At 45.2% G+C, this 18,310-nt stretch carries 19 protein-coding genes and 1 pseudogene; 12 read left to right on the forward strand and 8 right to left on the reverse strand.

From position 1 onward, the window contains the following. The first annotated feature begins 96 nt into the window (after window positions 1-96). From MOO44_RS04365 to MOO44_RS04375, 3 genes are all read left to right on the forward strand, one after another. Window positions 97-1,350, forward strand: coding sequence for an MFS transporter (locus MOO44_RS04365; RefSeq protein ID WP_260117196.1), 1,254 nt, complete (start codon window positions 97-99; stop codon window positions 1,348-1,350). Next, window positions 1,343-1,762 carry a hypothetical protein gene (locus tag MOO44_RS04370; protein ID WP_260117197.1) on the forward strand — a complete coding sequence of 140 codons (420 nt, stop codon included), beginning with the start codon at window positions 1,343-1,345 and terminating at the stop codon, window positions 1,760-1,762. The genes MOO44_RS04365 and MOO44_RS04370 overlap by 8 nt, the downstream gene beginning before the upstream one ends. Before the next feature lie 72 nt (window positions 1,763-1,834). Further along, a complete protein-coding gene (locus MOO44_RS04375) occupies window positions 1,835-3,034 on the forward strand; it encodes an MFS transporter (protein ID WP_260117198.1) in 1,200 nt (399 codons plus the stop codon). Between the two features lie 58 nt (window positions 3,035-3,092). On the opposite strand, the gene MOO44_RS04380 is transcribed toward MOO44_RS04375, so the two are convergent. The 6 genes from MOO44_RS04380 to MOO44_RS04405 form a co-directional block, all read right to left on the reverse strand. Then, window positions 3,093-4,499: an amino acid permease gene (locus MOO44_RS04380; protein ID WP_260117199.1), complete on the reverse strand. Its 1,407-nt coding sequence runs from the start codon at window positions 4,497-4,499 to the stop codon at window positions 3,093-3,095. Between the two features lie 119 nt (window positions 4,500-4,618). Then, window positions 4,619-5,986 carry an amino acid permease gene (locus MOO44_RS04385; protein WP_260117300.1) on the reverse strand — a complete coding sequence of 456 codons (1,368 nt, stop codon included), beginning with the start codon at window positions 5,984-5,986 and terminating at the stop codon, window positions 4,619-4,621. A 247-nt stretch (window positions 5,987-6,233) separates the two neighbouring features. Further along, window positions 6,234-6,683: a MarR family winged helix-turn-helix transcriptional regulator gene (locus MOO44_RS04390; RefSeq protein WP_260117200.1), complete on the reverse strand. Its 450-nt coding sequence runs from the start codon at window positions 6,681-6,683 to the stop codon at window positions 6,234-6,236. A 66-nt stretch (window positions 6,684-6,749) separates the two neighbouring features. Beyond that, entirely contained in the window at window positions 6,750-7,505 is a 756-nt protein-coding gene (locus tag MOO44_RS04395) for a hypothetical protein (protein WP_260117201.1), read from the reverse strand. 138 nt (window positions 7,506-7,643) lie between these two features. Further along, complete coding sequence (locus MOO44_RS04400) at window positions 7,644-8,393, reverse strand: ABC transporter permease (protein ID WP_260117202.1); 750 nt, start codon at window positions 8,391-8,393, stop codon at window positions 7,644-7,646. Then, window positions 8,393-9,304, reverse strand: coding sequence for an ABC transporter ATP-binding protein (locus MOO44_RS04405; protein ID WP_260117203.1), 912 nt, complete (start codon window positions 9,302-9,304; stop codon window positions 8,393-8,395). The genes MOO44_RS04400 and MOO44_RS04405 overlap by 1 nt, the downstream gene beginning before the upstream one ends. A 204-nt stretch (window positions 9,305-9,508) precedes the next feature. Here MOO44_RS04405 and MOO44_RS04410 point away from each other — a divergent pair, with 204 nt between their 5' ends. Together MOO44_RS04410 and trhA are read left to right on the forward strand one after the other, a co-directional pair. Further along, window positions 9,509-9,847, forward strand: a complete 339-nt coding sequence (locus tag MOO44_RS04410) for an aggregation-promoting factor C-terminal-like domain-containing protein (RefSeq protein ID WP_260117204.1) — start codon at window positions 9,509-9,511, stop codon at window positions 9,845-9,847. A 111-nt stretch (window positions 9,848-9,958) separates the two neighbouring features. Beyond that, a complete protein-coding gene (trhA, locus tag MOO44_RS04415; RefSeq protein WP_260117205.1) occupies window positions 9,959-10,612 on the forward strand; it encodes a PAQR family membrane homeostasis protein TrhA in 654 nt (217 codons plus the stop codon). Between the two features lie 39 nt (window positions 10,613-10,651). Here trhA and MOO44_RS04420 read toward each other — a convergent pair whose 3' ends face one another. Beyond that, complete coding sequence (locus tag MOO44_RS04420) at window positions 10,652-10,975, reverse strand: DMT family transporter (protein ID WP_260117206.1); 324 nt, start codon at window positions 10,973-10,975, stop codon at window positions 10,652-10,654. 158 nt (window positions 10,976-11,133) lie between these two features. On the opposite strand from MOO44_RS04420, the gene MOO44_RS04425 reads away from it, so the two are divergent. Both MOO44_RS04425 and MOO44_RS04430 read left to right on the forward strand, forming a co-directional pair. Beyond that, window positions 11,134-11,739, forward strand: coding sequence for a nitroreductase family protein (locus tag MOO44_RS04425; RefSeq protein ID WP_260117207.1), 606 nt, complete (start codon window positions 11,134-11,136; stop codon window positions 11,737-11,739). A gap of 144 nt (window positions 11,740-11,883) precedes the next feature. Continuing rightward, on the forward strand, window positions 11,884-13,077 hold the full coding sequence (locus tag MOO44_RS04430) for an aminotransferase-like domain-containing protein (RefSeq protein WP_260117208.1): 1,194 nt from the start codon (window positions 11,884-11,886) through the stop codon (window positions 13,075-13,077). A 66-nt stretch (window positions 13,078-13,143) separates the two neighbouring features. Here the strand turns inward: MOO44_RS04430 and MOO44_RS04435 are convergent, their stop codons facing one another. Further along, window positions 13,144-14,298, reverse strand: coding sequence for a DUF3290 family protein (locus MOO44_RS04435; RefSeq protein ID WP_260117209.1), 1,155 nt, complete (start codon window positions 14,296-14,298; stop codon window positions 13,144-13,146). Window positions 14,299-14,532: 234 nt separating this feature from the next. Between MOO44_RS04435 and MOO44_RS04440 the strand changes: the two genes are divergently transcribed. The 5 genes and pseudogenes from MOO44_RS04440 to MOO44_RS04460 all read left to right on the forward strand — a co-directional run. Further along, window positions 14,533-15,006: a C40 family peptidase gene (locus MOO44_RS04440; RefSeq protein WP_260117210.1), complete on the forward strand. Its 474-nt coding sequence runs from the start codon at window positions 14,533-14,535 to the stop codon at window positions 15,004-15,006. Between the two features lie 36 nt (window positions 15,007-15,042). Continuing rightward, window positions 15,043-15,282 carry a hypothetical protein gene (locus tag MOO44_RS04445; protein ID WP_260117211.1) on the forward strand — a complete coding sequence of 80 codons (240 nt, stop codon included), beginning with the start codon at window positions 15,043-15,045 and terminating at the stop codon, window positions 15,280-15,282. Window positions 15,283-15,472: 190 nt separating this feature from the next. Continuing rightward, window positions 15,473-16,768 (forward strand): MFS transporter, encoded by a 1,296-nt coding sequence (locus MOO44_RS04450; protein ID WP_260117212.1) that lies wholly within the window; start codon window positions 15,473-15,475, stop codon window positions 16,766-16,768. Between the two features lie 117 nt (window positions 16,769-16,885). Then, the gene (locus MOO44_RS04455) at window positions 16,886-17,401 is read left to right on the forward strand and encodes an MGMT family protein (RefSeq protein ID WP_260117213.1); all 516 of its coding nucleotides are present in this window, start codon (window positions 16,886-16,888) and stop codon (window positions 17,399-17,401) included. 43 nt (window positions 17,402-17,444) lie between these two features. Next, window positions 17,445-18,161 (forward strand): annotated as a pseudogene (locus tag MOO44_RS04460) (DNA/RNA non-specific endonuclease); the annotation flags it as partial. Between the last annotated feature and the right edge of the window lie 149 nt (window positions 18,162-18,310).

Genomic DNA, 18,310 nt, shown 5'->3' on the forward strand with positions numbered 1-18,310 from the left:
TGGTGTTTTTTTTGGTGGCTAGCGGTTGCCCGAATTTGTTCGAGTGCTATAATAAATTACATCATCATTCTTAATAAAAAAGGGGACATCCATTAGATGACGCAAAACAATGCTTGGAAACGGAACTTATGGGTCCTATGGTTTGGGACCTTTATTGATGGGATGGGATTTAGTGAGGTCATCCCGTTCCTGTCACTTTACGTTGGCTACCTGGGGCATTATTCCAAGGGTGAACTATCGATGCTAAGTGGATTGGTCTACTCAGCATCCTACGTGGTGGTGATGCTGACCGCGCCGATTTGGGGTCGGTTCGCAGATCGGCACGGGCGGAAACGAATGGTACTCCAAACGGCCCTGGGGTCTGCAATCACGTTGGGACTAATGGGCTTAGTGACTAACGTGTGGCAGCTAGTCTTGCTACGGGTGTTGCAAGGCTTCTTTGCCGGGGTGATTCCGAATTCGACCGCCTTAGTGGCGACTGAGACCCCCAAGGAACACGCCGGCTATGCCATGGGGATCATTACGACCGGATATGTCGGGGGCAATCTAATTGGCCCGATTTTAGGGGGCATTTTAGCCCGCATCTTTACGATTCGGATCACGTTCTTGATTACCGCCGGCTTTTTACTGGTGTCATTTTTGATTACCTGGTTCTTCGTCAAGGAAACTTTCAAGCCGGATCCGGAACGGGCCAAAACACCACTGTTTGATATTCATTTATTACGTGGTTTTCCGAAGCCCCGGTTTGTTATTTGGATGCTTTCTGCGACCGTAATCATCCAAGCCGGGTTATTTTCCATTTACCCGATCATTAGTTTATTGGTCAAGCAATTGATGCATGATCGCGGCCCGGTCACGATCGTTGCCGGATTGATTGCTTCACTCCCCGGAATTTCCATGTTTTTGACCTCCTCGATTTGGGGCCGCATTGGGGATACCCACGGGACGCAACGGGTCTTGATTCTGGGGATCGTGTTCTCTGGAATCCTGTACTTCCCCCAGGCCTTCACCACGAGTGTGGTAACGCTTGGGATTCTCCGCTTCCTGGTCGGGGCTGCGAATGCGGCAGTGTACCCCACGATTCAAACGATGTTAGCCAAGGAAACGCCTAGTAATATGACGGGGATGGTCTTTAGTTTGAATCAGGCTGCCCAGGCACTGGGGGCCGTAATTGGTTCGATGATCGGTGGGGTCATTTCAAACCTCTTTGATTACAGTGGGGTCTTCATCTTTAATACGCTGATGTTATTATTTGTGTTAGTATTAATCCTGTGGCGGGTTCCCGAACTGCGTTGGAACGCAGGTAGGGCGACCAGCCAAAACGTTAGAAAGGAAGATCAGGATGGCTAAAAATTTAAGAATTGTCGAACTAGCTGATGGCGGGTTAGATCAGGCGGTCATGGCCCAGCCAGCAGTCGACCTACCGACGAAGCAGTTAGCCGACTTGTTGTACCGCAGTCAATACAAATCTGAAAATCAGGGGATTTACGTTGCGCCATACGAATCCTACCATGCTGACTCGGATACCTATGATGCACAGGAACCATACGATCAATACTTGGAACACATGATCGCTGATTACCTGGGTGAATTTGCAACGATTCGCGAAGAAGCCCAAAGGCATTTCCACCGTGAAATGTCGGTCGGCTACTACGTCGAATTATTCATTGCCCGCCTGCATCGCAAGTTTGAGAACCACCAAGATGTCGGGTCGTTGGTGATGGTCGATGGGTATGAAAAAGAACTGACTGAATTAAAATAATAAATAGGAATGCCGTCCGTTGCGAGGAGCATTCCTTTTTTAACGCAAATTAATAATAAGGAGGAATTGATAATGACAGAGTCAAATCGGAACTGGCGGAAAAATCTGTGGGTCCTTTTATTTGGGACCTTCATCACGGGGGTGGCGTTCAATGAAGTGATTCCATTCATGTCGCTATACATTAGTGATTTGGGCACCTTTACGTCCGGACAACTATCGATTTTAAGTGGGATCGTTTACGCCGCATCGTTTTTGGTCGTGGCGCTCACCGCACCGTTTTGGGGGAAATTTGCTGACCGTCACGGCCGCAAGCGAATGATTTTACAGACTGCATTGGGTTCAGCAATTTCAATTGCCCTGATGGGCTGTGTGACCAACGTCTGGCAGTTCATTGGCCTGCGGTTTTTACAGGGCTTTTTTGACGGGGTCATCCCCAACTGTATTGCCCTGGTGGCGACTGAAACCCCACGCGACCGGGTCCAATCGGCCCTCAGCATCCTTTCGACCGGCTACACCAGTGGCTTTTTACTGGGCCCCATCTTTGGCGGGATTTTAGTGAGTTTCATTTCGATTCGGGTCTCCTTTTTTGTGACTGGCATACTACTATTTTCATTTTTCCTAATGGCCTTATTAATGGTCACGGAGGATTATCAACCGGATCCGGATGCTGATGAGACTGGCTGGCATTTATTCCGGAACTTTCCGAATCCGCACTTCGTGTTGTACATGCTATTAACGTCGGTAATCGTCCAAAGCGGGTTGAACGCAGTCTTTCCGATTATTACGCTCTATGTTAAACAGTTATTAGGTGGCCACGGGCCAATTGCAATCGTGGCGGGGTTAATTACCGCGTTGCCCGGGATGGCAATGGTGTTAAGCTCCCCCATAATGGGGCGCTACGGTGATCGCCACGGGGCTTCTAAGGCGTTAACGATTGGCTTTATCATTGTCATCATTGCCTACTTCCCACAGGGGTTCGCGACTAGCGTTACCATGTTGGGCATCTTTCGGTTCATAAACGGGATCGGGAATGCGGGGGTCTTCCCATCGATTCAAACCCTCTTTGCCAAGGGAACGCCCCCGACCATGACCGGGATGGCATTTAGCTTAAACCAGGGGGCCCAGGCGATTGGTTCGGTCATTGGGGCCATCGTTGGTGGGGTCATCTCCAATTTCTTTGGTTACAGCGGGGTCTTTTACTTTGCCGCTGCGACGATGATCATTAACCTCGTCATTATTAAATGGCGGGTCCCGGAAGTGCGAAAATACTAAAAAAACGATTGCTACTCTACTTCGAGTAACAATCGTTTTTAATTAGCATCATAATTGATTAATACATGTCATCGGAACCTTTTTTGGCCTTTTCCACATCACTTTGGTTGTATTTTACAAAGTAGATGATGGTCATAACGGCAAGGAAGATGACCCCGATAATCAATGGAACCCGCGTTGCGTCGTTAAAGAACATAAAGATCAACGTCAAGATCAAGAAGAAAATCGTGATGTAATTCGTATATGGTGATAGGGGCATCTTAAATGGATGGCCCTTCATTTCTTCGGGATGCAACTTCCGGAACCGAATTTGGCTGATCAAAATTACGAACCATGGTACCATTCCGGGAAGCACACTGGAACTATAAACCATTACGAAGATTTCGCCAGCGTTCTTGAAGAACAGGGGCAGCACGAAGTTTAAGACGACCCCGATGAAAATCCCAAAGGAAATCGCCCCGACCGCATAGAACGGCACTCCATGACGATTAATTCTTAAGAACCGCTTAGGGAGCTTGTGGTCTTCTGCCAGTAACAACGTCATCCGGCTGGCACTGTAAATTCCGGAGTTCGAACCAGAAAGGGCGGCCGTTAGGACCACAAAGTTAATGATTCCAGCCGCAGCGGTAATTCCCAGCTTAGCGAAGGTTTCCACAAATGGGGAACCAATTTCACCAATCTTATCCCATGGATAGATACTGAGAATTACGAAGATTGCCCCGATATAAAAGATTAGGATCCGACCAATCGTGGATTGAATCGCTTCGATTAATGACTTCTTCGGGTTTTCAGCTTCCCCAGCGGTCACCCCGATTAATTCGATTCCCTGATACGATCCGAGCACGATGGCCAGGGCGAAGAAGAAGCCCTTGACGCCACCGGTAAAGAATCCGTACTTCCAAATGTTACTAATCCCGACTGGATGCATATCATGGCCAAACCCAAAGATAATCACACCCAATCCAGCGATAATCATCAAGACGATCGTGACCACCTTGATCATGGCGAACCAGTATTCAAGTTCCCCGAACGCCTTGACTGAAATCAGATTAGCAATTGCTAGTGAAACGACTGCGACTAATCCTGGAATCCATCCCGGCAGGCCTGACCACCAGAATTTACAGTAGGTCCCGATCGCAATCACTTCACTCATTCCAACCACGATGTATTGAAAAATATTACTCCACGCCGTTAAGTACCCAAAGACTGGGTGCATGTACTGGTTCGCGAACTGGGCGAACGATCCGGTCACGGGATGGACGTATAACATTTCCCCGAGCGACCGCATAATTAAGTATAGAAAAATTCCGGCAATGGCGTAGTCGATCAAAACGGACGGGCCGGTCCAACCAATCGTTGAAGACGAACCCATGAATAGGCCGACCCCGATGGTCCCGCCCAATGCAATCATTTGCATGTGGCGGGGTGCCAACCCCCGTTGTAAGTTTTTTGGTTTCTCTGCCATATTAAACACTTCCTCAAATTTAAGTCAACGGTTCAATATTACTGAACAACTGTTCATTTGTCAAATAAAGGTAATTAAAAACGGCCCCGAATCACTTCGGTACCGTCCTGATGTTAAGCTTATTTATCAAAAATTTCCTTACCCTGATTCTTCCGGCGTTCTTCTATGTCAGTCCGATTATACTTAACAAAGTAGATAATCGTCATGATGGCGAGGAACACGGCCCCGATAATTACGGGGACCCGGGTATCGTTATTAACGACCATGAAGATTAAGGTCACGAATAAGACGAAGAGGGTGATGTAATTAGTGTATGGTGACCATGGCATCTGGAAGGGGTGGTTTTCTAGTTCTTCTGGGTGCAGCTTTCTAAACCGCATCTCACTAACTAAAATGACGAACCATGGGACCATTCCAGGTAAGATACTGGAACTGTAAACTAACACGAAGATGTCCCCAGCGTTCTTAATAAAGAATGGTAGGACCACGTTTAGAATTACCCCGATGAAGATTCCACCGGAAACGGCGAGCACCGTGTACAACGGCACGCCGCTCTTGGTCAATTCGAGGAACTTCTTTGGTAACTTGCCCTCCTTAGAAAGCAGGTAGGTCATCCGACTGGAACTGTAGATTGCGGAGTTCGAACCGGAAAGCGCAGCCGTTAACACCACGAAATTAATGATTCCAGCCGCAGCGGTAATCCCTAACTTGGAGAAGGTAAGCACGAATGGGGAACCGATGGTCCCAATCTTATCCCATGGGTAGATTGAAACGATTACGAAGATGGCCCCGATGTAAAAGATTAAAATCCGGCCGATCGTGGATTGAATCGCTTCAACGATTGACTTCTTAGGGTTGTCAGCTTCACCAGCCGTGACCCCGATCAATTCGACCCCTTGGTACGAACCGAGGACGATTGCAAGGGCGAATAGGAAGCCCTTCACACCCCCGGTGAAGAAACCATCTTTCCATAGGTTACTGATGCCGACCGGATGGCCACCGTGGCCGAACCCAAAGATGATCACGCCTAGCCCGGCAACGATCATTAAGACGATTGTGACCACCTTGATTAAGGCGAACCAGTATTCCAGTTCTCCAAATGATTTTACGGAGAAGAGGTTGGCGAGGGCTAACGCGACGATGGCAATGATGCCGGGAACCCACCCGGGTAATCCGGGGAACCAGAAATGACAATAGGTTCCAATGGCGATCACTTCACTCATTCCAACGAGGACCCACTGGAAGATGTTACTCCAAGCGGTTAAGTATCCGAAAACGGGATGCATATATAGGGTGGCAAATTGCGAAAACGCCCCGGTAACTGGATGGACGTAAAGCATTTCCCCCAATGCCCGCATGATTAAGTATAAAAAGACACCGGCAAGGGCGTAGTCTAACAACACGGAGGGACCGGTCCAATGAATCGTGGATGATGACCCCATGAATAATCCGACCCCGATGGTTCCACCAAGGGCGATCATTTGCATATGACGAGGAGCTAACTTACGTTCTAGTTCTTCGTTTTTTTCTGACACATTAACACCTTCTTAAAAAATTTAGAAAAACGTAATGGTATCTTACAAGATGAACCATTCCTAAGTCAAGCCAATGTAATTGAACCCAACAGCTTCCATTTTAGCCTAAAAACGAATAAATTTAAATAGATTAATTTAAATGTTCGTAAAATCACATGTGCAAACGCAAATAAAAAAGCCACCTGGGAAGGCGACTTTCCTAGTCATCTTGTTTTTCGATGGCGGTATTAAGGCGTTCTTGAATATTTTGAATATTCTTGAGTGCTGCATTAAACTCTTCAGGGGTGTAACCCATTTGGTTTAGACACATTTCAGTACAGTTAGTAATTTCGCCTTGGAGTTCTTTACCGTGGGGGGTAAGTGAGACGATCAAGCGACGTTCATCCTCTTTATCACGTTCACGGGTAATCCAACCACCTTTTTCCAACCGTTTTAAGAGCGGGGTCAAGGTCCCATTGGTCAAGTCCAATTCTTTACTAAGGGTATTGACGGTAACACCATCTTTTTTCCAAAGAGTCAGCAAAGTAATATACTGAACGTAAGTAAGGTTAAATTTCTTTAGTGGCTTTTGGTATAGTTTATTGTATAACTGATGGGTCCGCGAAACTTGGAAACATAGCTGTCGATCCAAATCAATACTAAAATTCATAATAATCCCTCCTAGCATAATTATATTAGAACATCATACTAATTATACCAGAAAATATAGAAAGATTTAACGTTTTAGCGGTTTCATGTATAAAAAGAGACATAATGCCAAAACTGTGAAGATAACTCCGTAGATTAAACTTCCTGTAATCGCTTCTGGCCGGTATAACTTGGTCAAGGTATGGTTAATTGGCTTAATTAACTGGTTTTCGACCATCAAGAAGTTAAATGGTTCCCACTTTAAGAACCGGTGGTGGTAAACGAAGAGAAACCCGATCCAGGCAATTCCTAGTCCGACGTAATTAAGGCCGATGCCAGTGGCGATTGCGCCCATGCGACTCTTAATCCCGCGGCAGAGGACCATTAAAAACATAATCATCGTGCTCATAATGAACATGTGGATTGCATTTCCGTAAACCACGATGTTGAACTGCTTGAATGAATGCATATCCTGCCCGCCAAAGACGATTAGTTGCATTAAAATAACTAGGATCACGCTAATTAGCATGAAGAAGACGTATGAACACACCAAGAAGATGCATTGGCTGAAGAAGACATCGATCTTACGATGGCCCTTATCAATTAAACTGGCTAGGAATTCACGGGTATCGTGGCTACCAAAGGAAAGGCTAGCTAGGATCATCATTAACAGTCCGATTACCACGTTCGCGGTCCCTAATGATTCAAAAAAGTTTTCGGCGTTGATGAGGTTCCCAAAGGCCCCCCAGATAGCAACAACAATGATGTACAGTGCTAGGATCGCACCGAAGATGAGTGAGAGCTTGCCCTTTTTGGCAAACGTTTCTTTAATTGCATTAAACACAAAAACGGACCTCCTGATCCTGGTAAAATCTAAGATATTATTTAGAGTTTATCACTTTTTTAATGGTAGTCAATAGTGATAGGACGGCAATGAAAAAGCTTAAACCATTATTACGAAATGGTTTAAGCTATGGGTGAATTAGATATTGCGGCGGTTAAAAATTACATATGCAATGATTAAGAAGATGACTCCATAAATTGCTGCCCCGGCGGTGATTGCATTTAAGCTTAAGCCGGTCAGCTTATGGTAGGGGGCAAAGTTATATTGTTGTTGAACTAGGAAAAAGTTAAATGGATTGTACTTCACCCATTCGTACTTGTGGATTAAAATCGAAAGCACGCTGCCCAGTAGTTGGGTCGCTAGGATCGATGCCACCCCGATTCCAATTGAACCACCGGAACTCTTTGCGATGTTACTGATCAAAATCACGAAGGCGGCAATCAAGAACACGTAGATTGATTGTCCGATCGCAATGTGGGTCGTTTCGTGAATCATCTTTGCGCTGACCGGGGTCGAATTGAAGAAGATGACCTTAAGGATTAGCGTAAATAGGTAGTTGAAAATTACGATGCCGACGTAGATCCAAATGAGGGTGACTAACTTACTAATGAAGACCTGCAGTCTGGAATACTGGCGGGATAGTAGGTTTTTGATCGTTTTATTAACAAATTCATTGGTGATAATCGTACTAGCAATCACGACCATGATGATTTCCAAAATTTCAATTGACTGTCCGGCGCTGGTGATAAAATCACTGCCCGTCATGATGTGGAATTGCTTGGTGCCCACTGCCATCAGGAGTTGAAAAACGAATAGGATCACCAATGAGACCCATAATGACCTTCCCTTAATGGCTTTGTAGGCTTCCTGTCTTAATAGTGTCAGCATTACTTGATTTCCTCCTTTTGATTATCAGCGGTTAATAGCTTCAACAGTGATTCTTCTAGGTCTGCACTAGCCACCTGGACGTTTAAAATGGTCACGTTCGCACTTACTAATGCTACCATTGCTGCGTTTAAGGCCCCAGCGGTGTTGTTTAATTCAACCAACTTATCGTTAATATGGGCGTCTAATCCGGAAGCTTGCAATGCGGTAAGGGCTTGCTGTGCATCTGCGGTCTCAATCTTAATTAACTGGTGGTCACTATTCAAAAATTCAGCAGCGGGGGCTTGTTTCACCACGCGCCCGTGGTTAATTACAACGTATGAGTCGGCAATCCGCGCTAGTTCATCGAGTAGGTGGCTGGAAATTAAGATGCTAATTCCACGACTAGCTAGCTTTAATAGCAGGTCACGCAGGTCATGGGTCGATTGGGGATCCAAACCGTTCATCGGTTCATCTAGGATCAAAAGCTTGGGATGGTTCAGCAACGTGATTGCAATGCCCAGTCGTTGCCGCATTCCTAATGAATATTTTTTGGCCTTGCGCTTAGCGAACTTTTCAATCTGGGTATCTTCCATAATCTGCTTTATTTCAGCAGCGGTCGTTACCCCCTCATTATAGAGGTGCAGATGGTCTAAACCACTTAGGTTATCGTAGAGTGCCGGGGTCTCAATCATCGTGCCCACGTTTTTTAATGCCTTTCGATGGTGGCGATTGAGCGGTTGGTTGTTGATTGAAATCGACCCATGTGAGTAGTTGGTCAAGCCAACGATTGTTTTCATGATCGTCGACTTCCCAGCTCCATTGGGGCCGATTAATCCTAAAATCTTCCCTGCTGGAATTTCAAAGCTAACGTTATGCAGAACTTGTTTTTGACCATATTTTTTATTAAGGTTGGTCACTTTTAACATTGCCATTTCACTTCTCCTTTAGTTAATTACTTATGTAACTAACTATACCATAATAATTTAAAATATCAAGGTTTGATATTTCAAGTTCGTAATATCATGTAATTAAGCTGTAATATTTTGATAATGCTCATGTAAGATTGGTCGTGTAGAGTATTAAATATCGAATCAACCAATACATAACCAATCTTTCAAGGAGGAACAATTTCCCATATGTTAAAAAAATTAGTTTTTACTTTCTTAGCTACCGTATCAATGACCGGAGCATTTATCGCTAGTAATGAAGCATCAGAACCGACTGCAAATGCAGCTACTTCTAACTTATCAAAGAGTGACGCTGCTGCTAAAAAGTGGATCGCATGGCGCGAATCCAAAAATTCATACACTGCAAGTAATGGTAGATATTACGGTAAGTACCAATTAGGAATTGGTTTATTACATGGGAATTACTCCGCTGCCAATCAAGAAAAGGTTGCCGATAACTACGTGAAGAGTCGTTACGGGACTTGGTCAAACGCTAAGCGCCACTGGTTGACCCATAACTGGTATTAAAATTAAGCTTAAAAGATTAAGGAACCATGTTGAAATTAAAAACATGGTTCCTTTTTTGTGTTTTCGGGTATAATAAAGATGCTTTTAATAATTAGTTAGAGGGGTTTAGGAATGGAGAAGTTACCCGCATTTTTAAACAATCAAAAATATTTACTAGTTAATGAGATCTTAAGCGCCATTACCCATGGAATTGGGGTGGGGTTAAGCATTGCCGCTGCCATCGTACTAATCATTCATGGAGTCCATGAGGGTGGCGGGATGCGCATTACGACCTTTGTGATTTATGGAATCCTGTTGGTGCTTTTCTACCTGGCATCGACGTTGTTTCACAGTCTGTACTTTACAAAGGCGGAGCATTTATTCCAAATTTTTGACCACTCGGCCATCTACCTATTGATTGCCGGGACCTATCTGCCATATTCATTAGTGACGATTGGTGGAAAGCTGGGTTGGTTGATCATTACCGTGATTTGGCTAATGGCGATTATTGGGATCGTTTACAAATCGCTATGGATGGGGAAGTTTAAAATCGCCTCGACCATAATTTACGTGGTGATGGGCTGGTTTTGCATCCTGGGGGTGCACCGGTTAATTATCGGCCTGGGCTGGAGCGGCTTTTTGCTCCTGTTAGCCGGGGGGATTACCTTTACCTTCGGGGCGGTGATCTATAGTTTTCGAGCGATTCCGTTCGGCCACGTGATTTGGCACCTCTTCGTATTGGCGGGCACCACCTTGATGTATTTTTCGATTTACTTTTATGTATAAGCAAAGCTTTGCTGCGACCACCGGTCGTAACAAAGCTTTTTATTTGGGCTCAAAGAGGTTCAAAATGACCACCCCGGCAATGATCAACGTTAACCCCAAAATGGTCATTAATGTAATTTGATCCTTCCAGATCAGCACCGAAACTGCGGTGGCCAGGATTAATCCCACTCCGCTCCAGGTGGCGTACGCAATGTTTAACGGAATTTTGACCATCGCAATTGATAGGAAGTAAAAACAAAGCGTAAACGAGATGATTGATCCCAGTGCTGGGAGCCAGCGGGTAAATCCCATTGAGGCCTTTAGTAAGTTAGTGCCAATCATTTCACCAATGATTGCTAAAAATAAAAATAAGTAGTAATACATAGTCCCATACCTTCTTAAGTTAGAATCACGCCTCAATTATAGTCCAGAATGAAGCTTTTGCATTCTTTTTTAACTTTTTGAGCATTTGACTAACAAAAAGTAAGCATATGTGTTATGATGGTTCTATTAAATCATTACCCCCAGGGAGGAATTTATTCATGAAAGACGAATTTTTAAACTTAGAAAAGCAACGGCGCACGATTTACTCATTAGGGCGGAACGTTAACCAAACCCCAGAAGAATTAGTGCCATTTTTGGAATCAGTAATCAAGAACACACCATCCGCATTTAACAGTCAAACGACCCGGGTTGTATTTGCCTTTGGCAAGGCCCAAGACAAGGTATGGGATATCGTGGCTGATAATTTAAAGAAGGTCATGAACAATGACGAAGCATTCGAAAAGAACACGAAGCCAAAGATCGATGGCTTCAAGAATGCATTCGGAACGTTACTATGGTTCACTGATACCGACGTGGTTCACGGCCTAGAAGAACAATTCCCAGCTTACAAGGAAAACTTCTATGACTGGTCAGAACAAGCCCAGGGAAATGCTCAATACGCCGTTTGGACTGCCTTAGCAGAAAACGGATTGGGTGCGAACTTACAACACTATAACCCACTAATCGATGCTGATATCGCAAAGGAATTTGATATTCCAAAGAACTGGCGTTTACGGGCTCAAATGGACTTTGGTTCAATCGAAGCTCCAGCTGGTGACAAGGAATTCATGGAAGATTCCGAACGGTTCCGCGTTTTTAAATAAGCACTTCTAATTACTCATAAATGATTGATCAATCCAGGATATGAAAATATTCTGGATTTTTTTTGGCAAAAAGTTAGCAATGCTTGAAGAAATGTAATATAATTCTAACTAACATGAAATTGATTCAATTTAGGAGGCGTCAATATGACCAAGTATAATTTTTCAAGCAGAGTTCCGTTAACGAATGACAATCCCTTTGGGGAGATTTTGACCGTGGCTAGCAAGCCGAGCATTGTCTCGTTTGCAGGGGGCCTACCCGCGCCCGAACTATTCCCGGTAGCGGAAATTCAAGCGGCCGCGAATCGGGTGTTTGATGAAGCCGGTCAAACCGTCCTTCAATACAGTCTCGCGCAGGGAAACTTACAGCTTCGTCAGTTGATTAGCCAGTACATGCAAACCCGTGGGTTAAATGATGCTCCCGATGACCTGTTAATCACCACTGGTTCCCAACAGGGCCTGGATTTGATTGCTGAAATGATGGTCAATCCGGGGGATGTGGTAATCAGTGAAAAGCCGACCTACCTGAGTGCATTAGACGTCTTTAAGACCTATGGTGCCGAAACGGTCGGGGTCGACATGGATGCCGATGGGATGAAGATGGACGAATTAGAAGCCACTTTAAAGCGCCACCCGAACACCAAGTTGGTCTACGTGGTGCCCAATTTCCAAAATCCGACTGGGAATTCGATGTCATTAGCCCGTCGGCAACGGCTGGTAGCGCTAGCTGAGCAATACGACTTCTTGATCATCGAAGATGACCCGTACGGAGCTATCCGGTATGCAGGGGACCCGATTGCACCGATTAAGTCGTTGGATTCAAACGGCCGCGTTCTTTACACCGGGACCTTCTCCAAGATTTTGGCTCCCGGATTACGACTCGGCTGGATCAGCGCCGCAAGTGAATTAATTACCAAGTTGACGTTACTTAAGCAATTTGAGGACGTGCACTCTGATAATTTGACCCAGGCGATCATTGCTCAATACATGCAGGATAATGACATGCAAAAACACATTGACCACATTACTAGTAACTACCGTGACCGTGGTGAGACCATGCATGCAGCGATTGAAAAGTACTTCCCAGCGGGGACTGAATTAACGCACCCTGAGGGTGGAATGTTCCTATGGGTCAAGTTACCGGGTAATCCCGATATTGACCAACTATTCGCTGAATGTATTAAAAATAACGTTGCCTTCGTTCCCGGGGCACCATTTTTCCCGGACAATCCAGAGACTAACACGATGCGGATGAACTTCTCAAACCGTTCGGTCGCTGAAATTGAATCCGGCATCAAGAAGATGGGGGCCGTGATTAGCAGTTTAATTTACGCTAAGTAAGCCGAGTTGATACTAAAAAATGCTTCACTGGTAATTTACCAGTGAAGCATTTTTTAATTGAATTCATTATTTGATTTTATTAGTAGTATCTTGAATAAAACTCTTGACCGAACGGTGTTGGTGTTGTGGGTATGGGACTAACACTAACTTACCATTGATTAATTGGCCTAGATAAACTTGTGAAACGGAGAGGTTTTGCTTATTAACTTGCTCTTCGACCCACTTTTCATCCTTACCAATTCGATCGAGCACTGATTCATCGACCTTGCCATCGGTAATCAATGGGTATCTAATTGATTCGCTCCCGTAGGTCGTAATCGTCATCTGACCGTTTTGTTCGAGAATCGCGCTCTTCACATCTTGGAAGCTTCCGATATTTTCTAGCCGTAACTTAAAGGCTAAATCGGAACCGGTCATTCCGTTTTTAAGTGCATTATCAACGATGATGTTTCCATTCGTAATGATCTTTTGCGGGTTCCCGGTCAACATCCGTTTGAAGAAGTCGGACTGGCGAACGAGCAGCTTACTACCGAAGATGATCAATGACCAGATCAACAACACGATGAAGAACTGTAGAATCGTGATTGCATCATTGTAAATCATCCCACCAATGATACCCCCAAGCACGTAGTTTTGGAGTTGGTCGATCGCATTCGACGGCATCAAGTTCCCCTTACCGGAGAGGTTGATTTGAATGACTAACATGATGAACCCAATCAATAGCTTCATCCCTAATACCACGTAGATATTATTCATGAAGTTAAAGTTAAAGTGGTTGGCGACCACGTAGTTCGGCTTATTATACACCAGGTTAGTTGGGGTCAAGCTATACCCACTTTGGTCGTTATTGAAGTCGACTTGGTAGTATTGCTTACCGGCTTTGATCGTCATCCCGTTTTGCAACTGGGTCGAATTAGCATACATTTGCGAAAGCGGGACGTGCTTTTGCTTACTGATGTTTTTCAACATCGTCGCCGTTTGTCCGGACTGACTAGAACTAGACTGAGCGGACATGAAATTACTGAATTGCAAACTAACGAAGAGGATCGCTAGGAAACACAAGACGATGAAGAAGTCACGATACTTCAAATTGGTCCGGTTTCGTAAGTATAAAACGCCCAAGACGATAAATGCGACCACGAACGCTCCAGCGATTAAGGATAGCCATAGCGTGAGGTTGCTGAAGTTTTGGGTTAAGTAATGATATGAAAATAGATTCAATGAACTTCACTTCTCACTTAAAATTTTATTGTACATATTTATTATAATCGAATCGATTTAATTTTACTATCTTCAAATTAATTATTACAAAATTAGTCACTTCGTGTAATCTTTTTTAACCAAACTGATACATTCATGCATTCTACCTGTAGTATTGATTCTTTATAATGAACTTATTAATTAAAGAAATCGACCAATAATACTTAAACCACGGAAGGGAATTTACATTACACCATGATTAAGCATTTGACCCACTACCTATTAGCAATTGCGACCATTGTTACCTTAACGATCGTTACTGATTCATTGTCCGGCGCCCGGACCGTTCATGCTGATACTGACGGCCAAAGCGAGAATTACGACCAGATTTATAAAGTGGCTAAGGCTAAATTAGGCACGCCATATTCATATGGTGCGACCGGGCCTAGTCGGTTCGATTGTTCTGGATTTACCCAGTACGTTTACCGCAATGGGGGCGACCAAAAGATTGCCCGGACTGCTCAAGCGCAATACAACACCACCCAAAAGGTATCCAAAGCCAACCGGCAAAAGGGGGACTTAGTCTACTTCGGCAGCAGTAAGCGCAGCATTTCACACGTCGGCCTCTACATCGGGAACGGTAAGATGATCAACGCCCAAAACCGTGGCGTGATCGTCGAAGCCGTGGCATCGCCATGGTGGAACGCAGTTGGTTATTCTAGACCATAATTACATTACAATCACTTCGACCAATGGGGGCTTCCATTGGTTTTTTTAATCCCGTTTGAAATTAATATCACTTTTTCTAATTTAACTATTGAAATTATTAATGTTTGCGATATAATACTTATAAATCAACAAAGCCAGTTAATTACATACAGTAATAAATCATTAGTAGCAGCTGAAGGTGGGCTCAGCGAGTGCCAGGTCGGTGTGATGGCACCCCAGCTTAGTTGCAAAAGGGATTTGTTAGCGGTGGCTGCTTTTCGAGGCGGCCAGGTCTGATCACCTTTATTTGATCCGGGTCTTTAGTGGCGAAAGCGACTAAGGACCTGTTAAGGCCGGTGGTCGTGAGGCACCGGTGAATAAAGGTGGTAACGCGTCGGCGACGTCCTTTTCAAATCATTTCCATTCGAAATGGTTTGAAGGGGGCGTTTTTTTGTTGAAAAACTATTTTAAGAATTGGGGTATCAATATGGATATTAGTACTGATAAAGCAACTTTGATGGATCAAGTCAACCGGGCACATGAATCCAAATTATTTTACAAGATTGTCGCACTCGTTGCCGGCGGGATGTTTCTAGACGCCGTCGACGTATACTTAGCTAGCGCCATTTCTAGTTCGATCGTCAACACCCACTGGTCGGACGCCCAACATAATGCATTCTTCCTCTCAAGTGGGTTCTTAGGGCTGTTCATCGGCTCGATCCTAGCGGGAATCATCGGCGATTTGCGGGGGCGCAAAACGGCCTACCAAATCAACCTCTTGTTGTTCGGATTTTTCACCTTCTTAGGCGCCTTTTCGGTCAACGTCGACATGCTGATTATTTGCCGCTTGATCGCAAGTATCGGGCTGGGTTCTGAAATCGTGACCGGTTATTCAATGGTCAACGAGTTCGCGCCCGTCCACAGCCGTGGCAAGTGGTGTGCCATCGTTTCAACGGTCGCTAACCTCGGTGCTCCGGTAACGATCATGATTTCTAGTTTCATCATTCCGGTCTTCGGCTGGCGGGTCATGTTCATCGTGATCGGGATTCTTGCCGTCTTCATCTGGTTCTTGCGGCGTGACATTCCCGAATCACCACGCTGGTTGATCAACCACGGGAAGGAAGCAGAAGCAAAAGCGGTAATTGCCCAAATGAACGTTCAACCCGCTGCATCACAAGCAAATACGCAAGCAAAGGATAACTTTAAGCACCACGCTATGTGGGTCAACTTGGTAATCGCAACGATTGCGGTGTCTGCAGTCATCATTTGTCAATACACGTTTACTTCCTGGGTCCCAACCCTATTGGTCAAGCGCGGCATTGATGTGCATAGTTCACTATTCGCTTCTGCCATCATGTTGATGGGGGCACCGATCGGATGTGCGTTCGGGTCGTTTATGATCGACAAAATCGGTCGGAAGAAGGTCATCGTGCCAGCGTTCTTTGTTTCCGCGATTTTGGGGATGATCTATGCGCAACAAACCACCATTACCGGAGTTGAAATCATCGGGTTCGCATTAAACTTTAGTCTCTACGTCCTAATGGCGAGCGTGGTTGCCGTATACGTCTCAGAACTATTTACCACTAACGTGCGTTTCAGATGTGTGGGAATTGCGAACGGAATTTCCAAGCTCTGTACGGTGGCAATGCCAATCGTTGTCACCTGGCTATTGATGATTGCTTCACCAATGATCATCTTCATTCTGATGGGAATTATTTCAGCCTTTGCCGGCGCAATGGTGTGGTTCTTCGGGGAAGAGACCAACCATCAAAACGTCGATTAAAGTTTAATTCAATAATGAAGGACTACCGGTGGGTGGTCCTTTTTTAGTTGGCGAGCGAATTTTGTATTTTTCCACAATATGTTAAAATATTCCTATAAGAAATCTAGGGGCGTCGAAATGGAAAAATTATATTGGGATACAATTCAATTGAGCAATCAAAAATTGTATTTTACCGTAAATAATAATGGGTTGAATTTTATTTCAGACCCCAATCAAAATTTGTCGCAAGTATACGACTTCTATCCGCATGCGCAGTTCGAATTTCGGAAACAACCAGCGGTAACGAATCGGTACGTGGAAACGTTTGAAAACTACATTCTGGGCGATCAAAAACAATTACGCCTCCCGATTGACATTGCAGCGGCTGGTAATTCTGCATTGCGGAAAGTCTGGCGGGTCATTTATCAGATTCCATATGGATCGATCGAGACCGTCCAATCGGTTGCCGCCCAGGCCGGGGTTAAGAAGGAGACCGTCGAACGGGCCCTGCGTGAATCACCACTGACGATGATCATTCCGGTCCACCGCGTTTTTTGTCCCGAAAATCTGGGGCAGGATTTACGCGGCGGGGTCGCAATGCGGACCCAGTTGATTGAGATGGAAGCTATGAACGGCTTAGACGACATTGAATAGGAGCATTGCAATGAAGAAATTATTAGCGTTTTTGATTACCACGATGCTGGCTGTAACGCTAGTCGGGTGTCAAAGTAATCAGCAGCAAACCAGCCGGTCGGAGCAAAGTAGTGGGCGGGAAATTACCGCTAGTCAATTGCCACACCTGGACTATCAGGTCGGCCGCCAAGCCGTGATCGAAGTCAATGGCAATAAGAGCACCTTGAATCCAGCGGATTGGAAGCAAAACCAGATTCAATACGCAGCTTTGGATGCTAAGAACCGGACTTCAGCAGCGAATACCGCCTACCTGGAATCTAGAAACGTGGCTAGCAGTTCGCTACGGAGTCGCCAGACGGTGTATCCGACCGGGTGGCACCAAAAGTTCATTAATAATGAAGCCATCATTAACCGGGGGCATTTGATTGCCTATAGTCTATCCGGTGGCATCAATACCGATGGGGACTACCAGGCAGGCTTAAAGACCGGTGATCAGAATAATTTGAAGAACCTCTTTACCCAATCGGCCTTCAGTAACCAAAAGCTACAGACGATTTATGAAACGTTAGTCCGAAACGCCTTAAAGGACCACCGCAAGGTCATCTACCAGGCCCAACCAATTTTTCGGGGAAATGATTTGATGGCGCGGGGGATTCACCTGCAGGCGTTATCGACTGATCGAAAGTTAAACTTCAACGTCTACCTATTTAACGTGCAACCGGGGGTCAAATTTGATTATGCGACCGGTCGTTCCAAGGTCGACCACACGATGAACGTGCCCGCACCGGCGAATGCGTCCTACTATAGCGGTGGGCACCGGCAAACTAGCTCGGTCGGGGCGATTTTGGGCGCCTATGGGGCGTATAAGACCTACCAACACTACCGGAATCGGAAGGCCGAAACGGATTTTAGTTCGACCAGTAGTCACCG

The sequence above is a fragment of the Nicoliella spurrieriana genome (assembly GCF_023380205.1).
In the GTDB taxonomy this organism is placed as follows: domain Bacteria; phylum Bacillota; class Bacilli; order Lactobacillales; family Lactobacillaceae; genus Nicoliella; species Nicoliella spurrieriana.

What these genes read in the sequence shown, in the direction of transcription:
- MOO44_RS04365 (WP_260117196.1), top strand. Translation starts at nt 97, where the DNA reads ATGACGCAAAACAATGCTTGGAAACGGAACTTATGGGTCCTATGGTTT.
- MOO44_RS04370 (WP_260117197.1), top strand. Translation starts at nt 1,343, where the DNA reads ATGGCTAAAAATTTAAGAATTGTCGAACTAGCTGATGGCGGGTTAGAT.
- MOO44_RS04375 (WP_260117198.1), top strand. Translation starts at nt 1,835, where the DNA reads ATGACAGAGTCAAATCGGAACTGGCGGAAAAATCTGTGGGTCCTTTTA.
- MOO44_RS04380 (WP_260117199.1), bottom strand. Translation starts at nt 4,499, where the DNA reads ATGGCAGAGAAACCAAAAAACTTACAACGGGGGTTGGCACCCCGCCAC.
- MOO44_RS04385 (WP_260117300.1), bottom strand. Translation starts at nt 5,986, where the DNA reads ATGCAAATGATCGCCCTTGGTGGAACCATCGGGGTCGGATTATTCATG.
- MOO44_RS04390 (WP_260117200.1), bottom strand. Translation starts at nt 6,683, where the DNA reads ATGAATTTTAGTATTGATTTGGATCGACAGCTATGTTTCCAAGTTTCG.
- MOO44_RS04400 (WP_260117202.1), bottom strand. Translation starts at nt 8,393, where the DNA reads ATGCTGACACTATTAAGACAGGAAGCCTACAAAGCCATTAAGGGAAGG.
- MOO44_RS04405 (WP_260117203.1), bottom strand. Translation starts at nt 9,304, where the DNA reads ATGGCAATGTTAAAAGTGACCAACCTTAATAAAAAATATGGTCAAAAA.
- MOO44_RS04410 (WP_260117204.1), top strand. Translation starts at nt 9,509, where the DNA reads ATGTTAAAAAAATTAGTTTTTACTTTCTTAGCTACCGTATCAATGACC.
- trhA (WP_260117205.1), top strand. Translation starts at nt 9,959, where the DNA reads ATGGAGAAGTTACCCGCATTTTTAAACAATCAAAAATATTTACTAGTT.
- MOO44_RS04420 (WP_260117206.1), bottom strand. Translation starts at nt 10,975, where the DNA reads ATGTATTACTACTTATTTTTATTTTTAGCAATCATTGGTGAAATGATT.
- MOO44_RS04425 (WP_260117207.1), top strand. Translation starts at nt 11,134, where the DNA reads ATGAAAGACGAATTTTTAAACTTAGAAAAGCAACGGCGCACGATTTAC.
- MOO44_RS04430 (WP_260117208.1), top strand. Translation starts at nt 11,884, where the DNA reads ATGACCAAGTATAATTTTTCAAGCAGAGTTCCGTTAACGAATGACAAT.
- MOO44_RS04440 (WP_260117210.1), top strand. Translation starts at nt 14,533, where the DNA reads ATGATTAAGCATTTGACCCACTACCTATTAGCAATTGCGACCATTGTT.
- MOO44_RS04450 (WP_260117212.1), top strand. Translation starts at nt 15,473, where the DNA reads ATGGATATTAGTACTGATAAAGCAACTTTGATGGATCAAGTCAACCGG.
- MOO44_RS04455 (WP_260117213.1), top strand. Translation starts at nt 16,886, where the DNA reads ATGGAAAAATTATATTGGGATACAATTCAATTGAGCAATCAAAAATTG.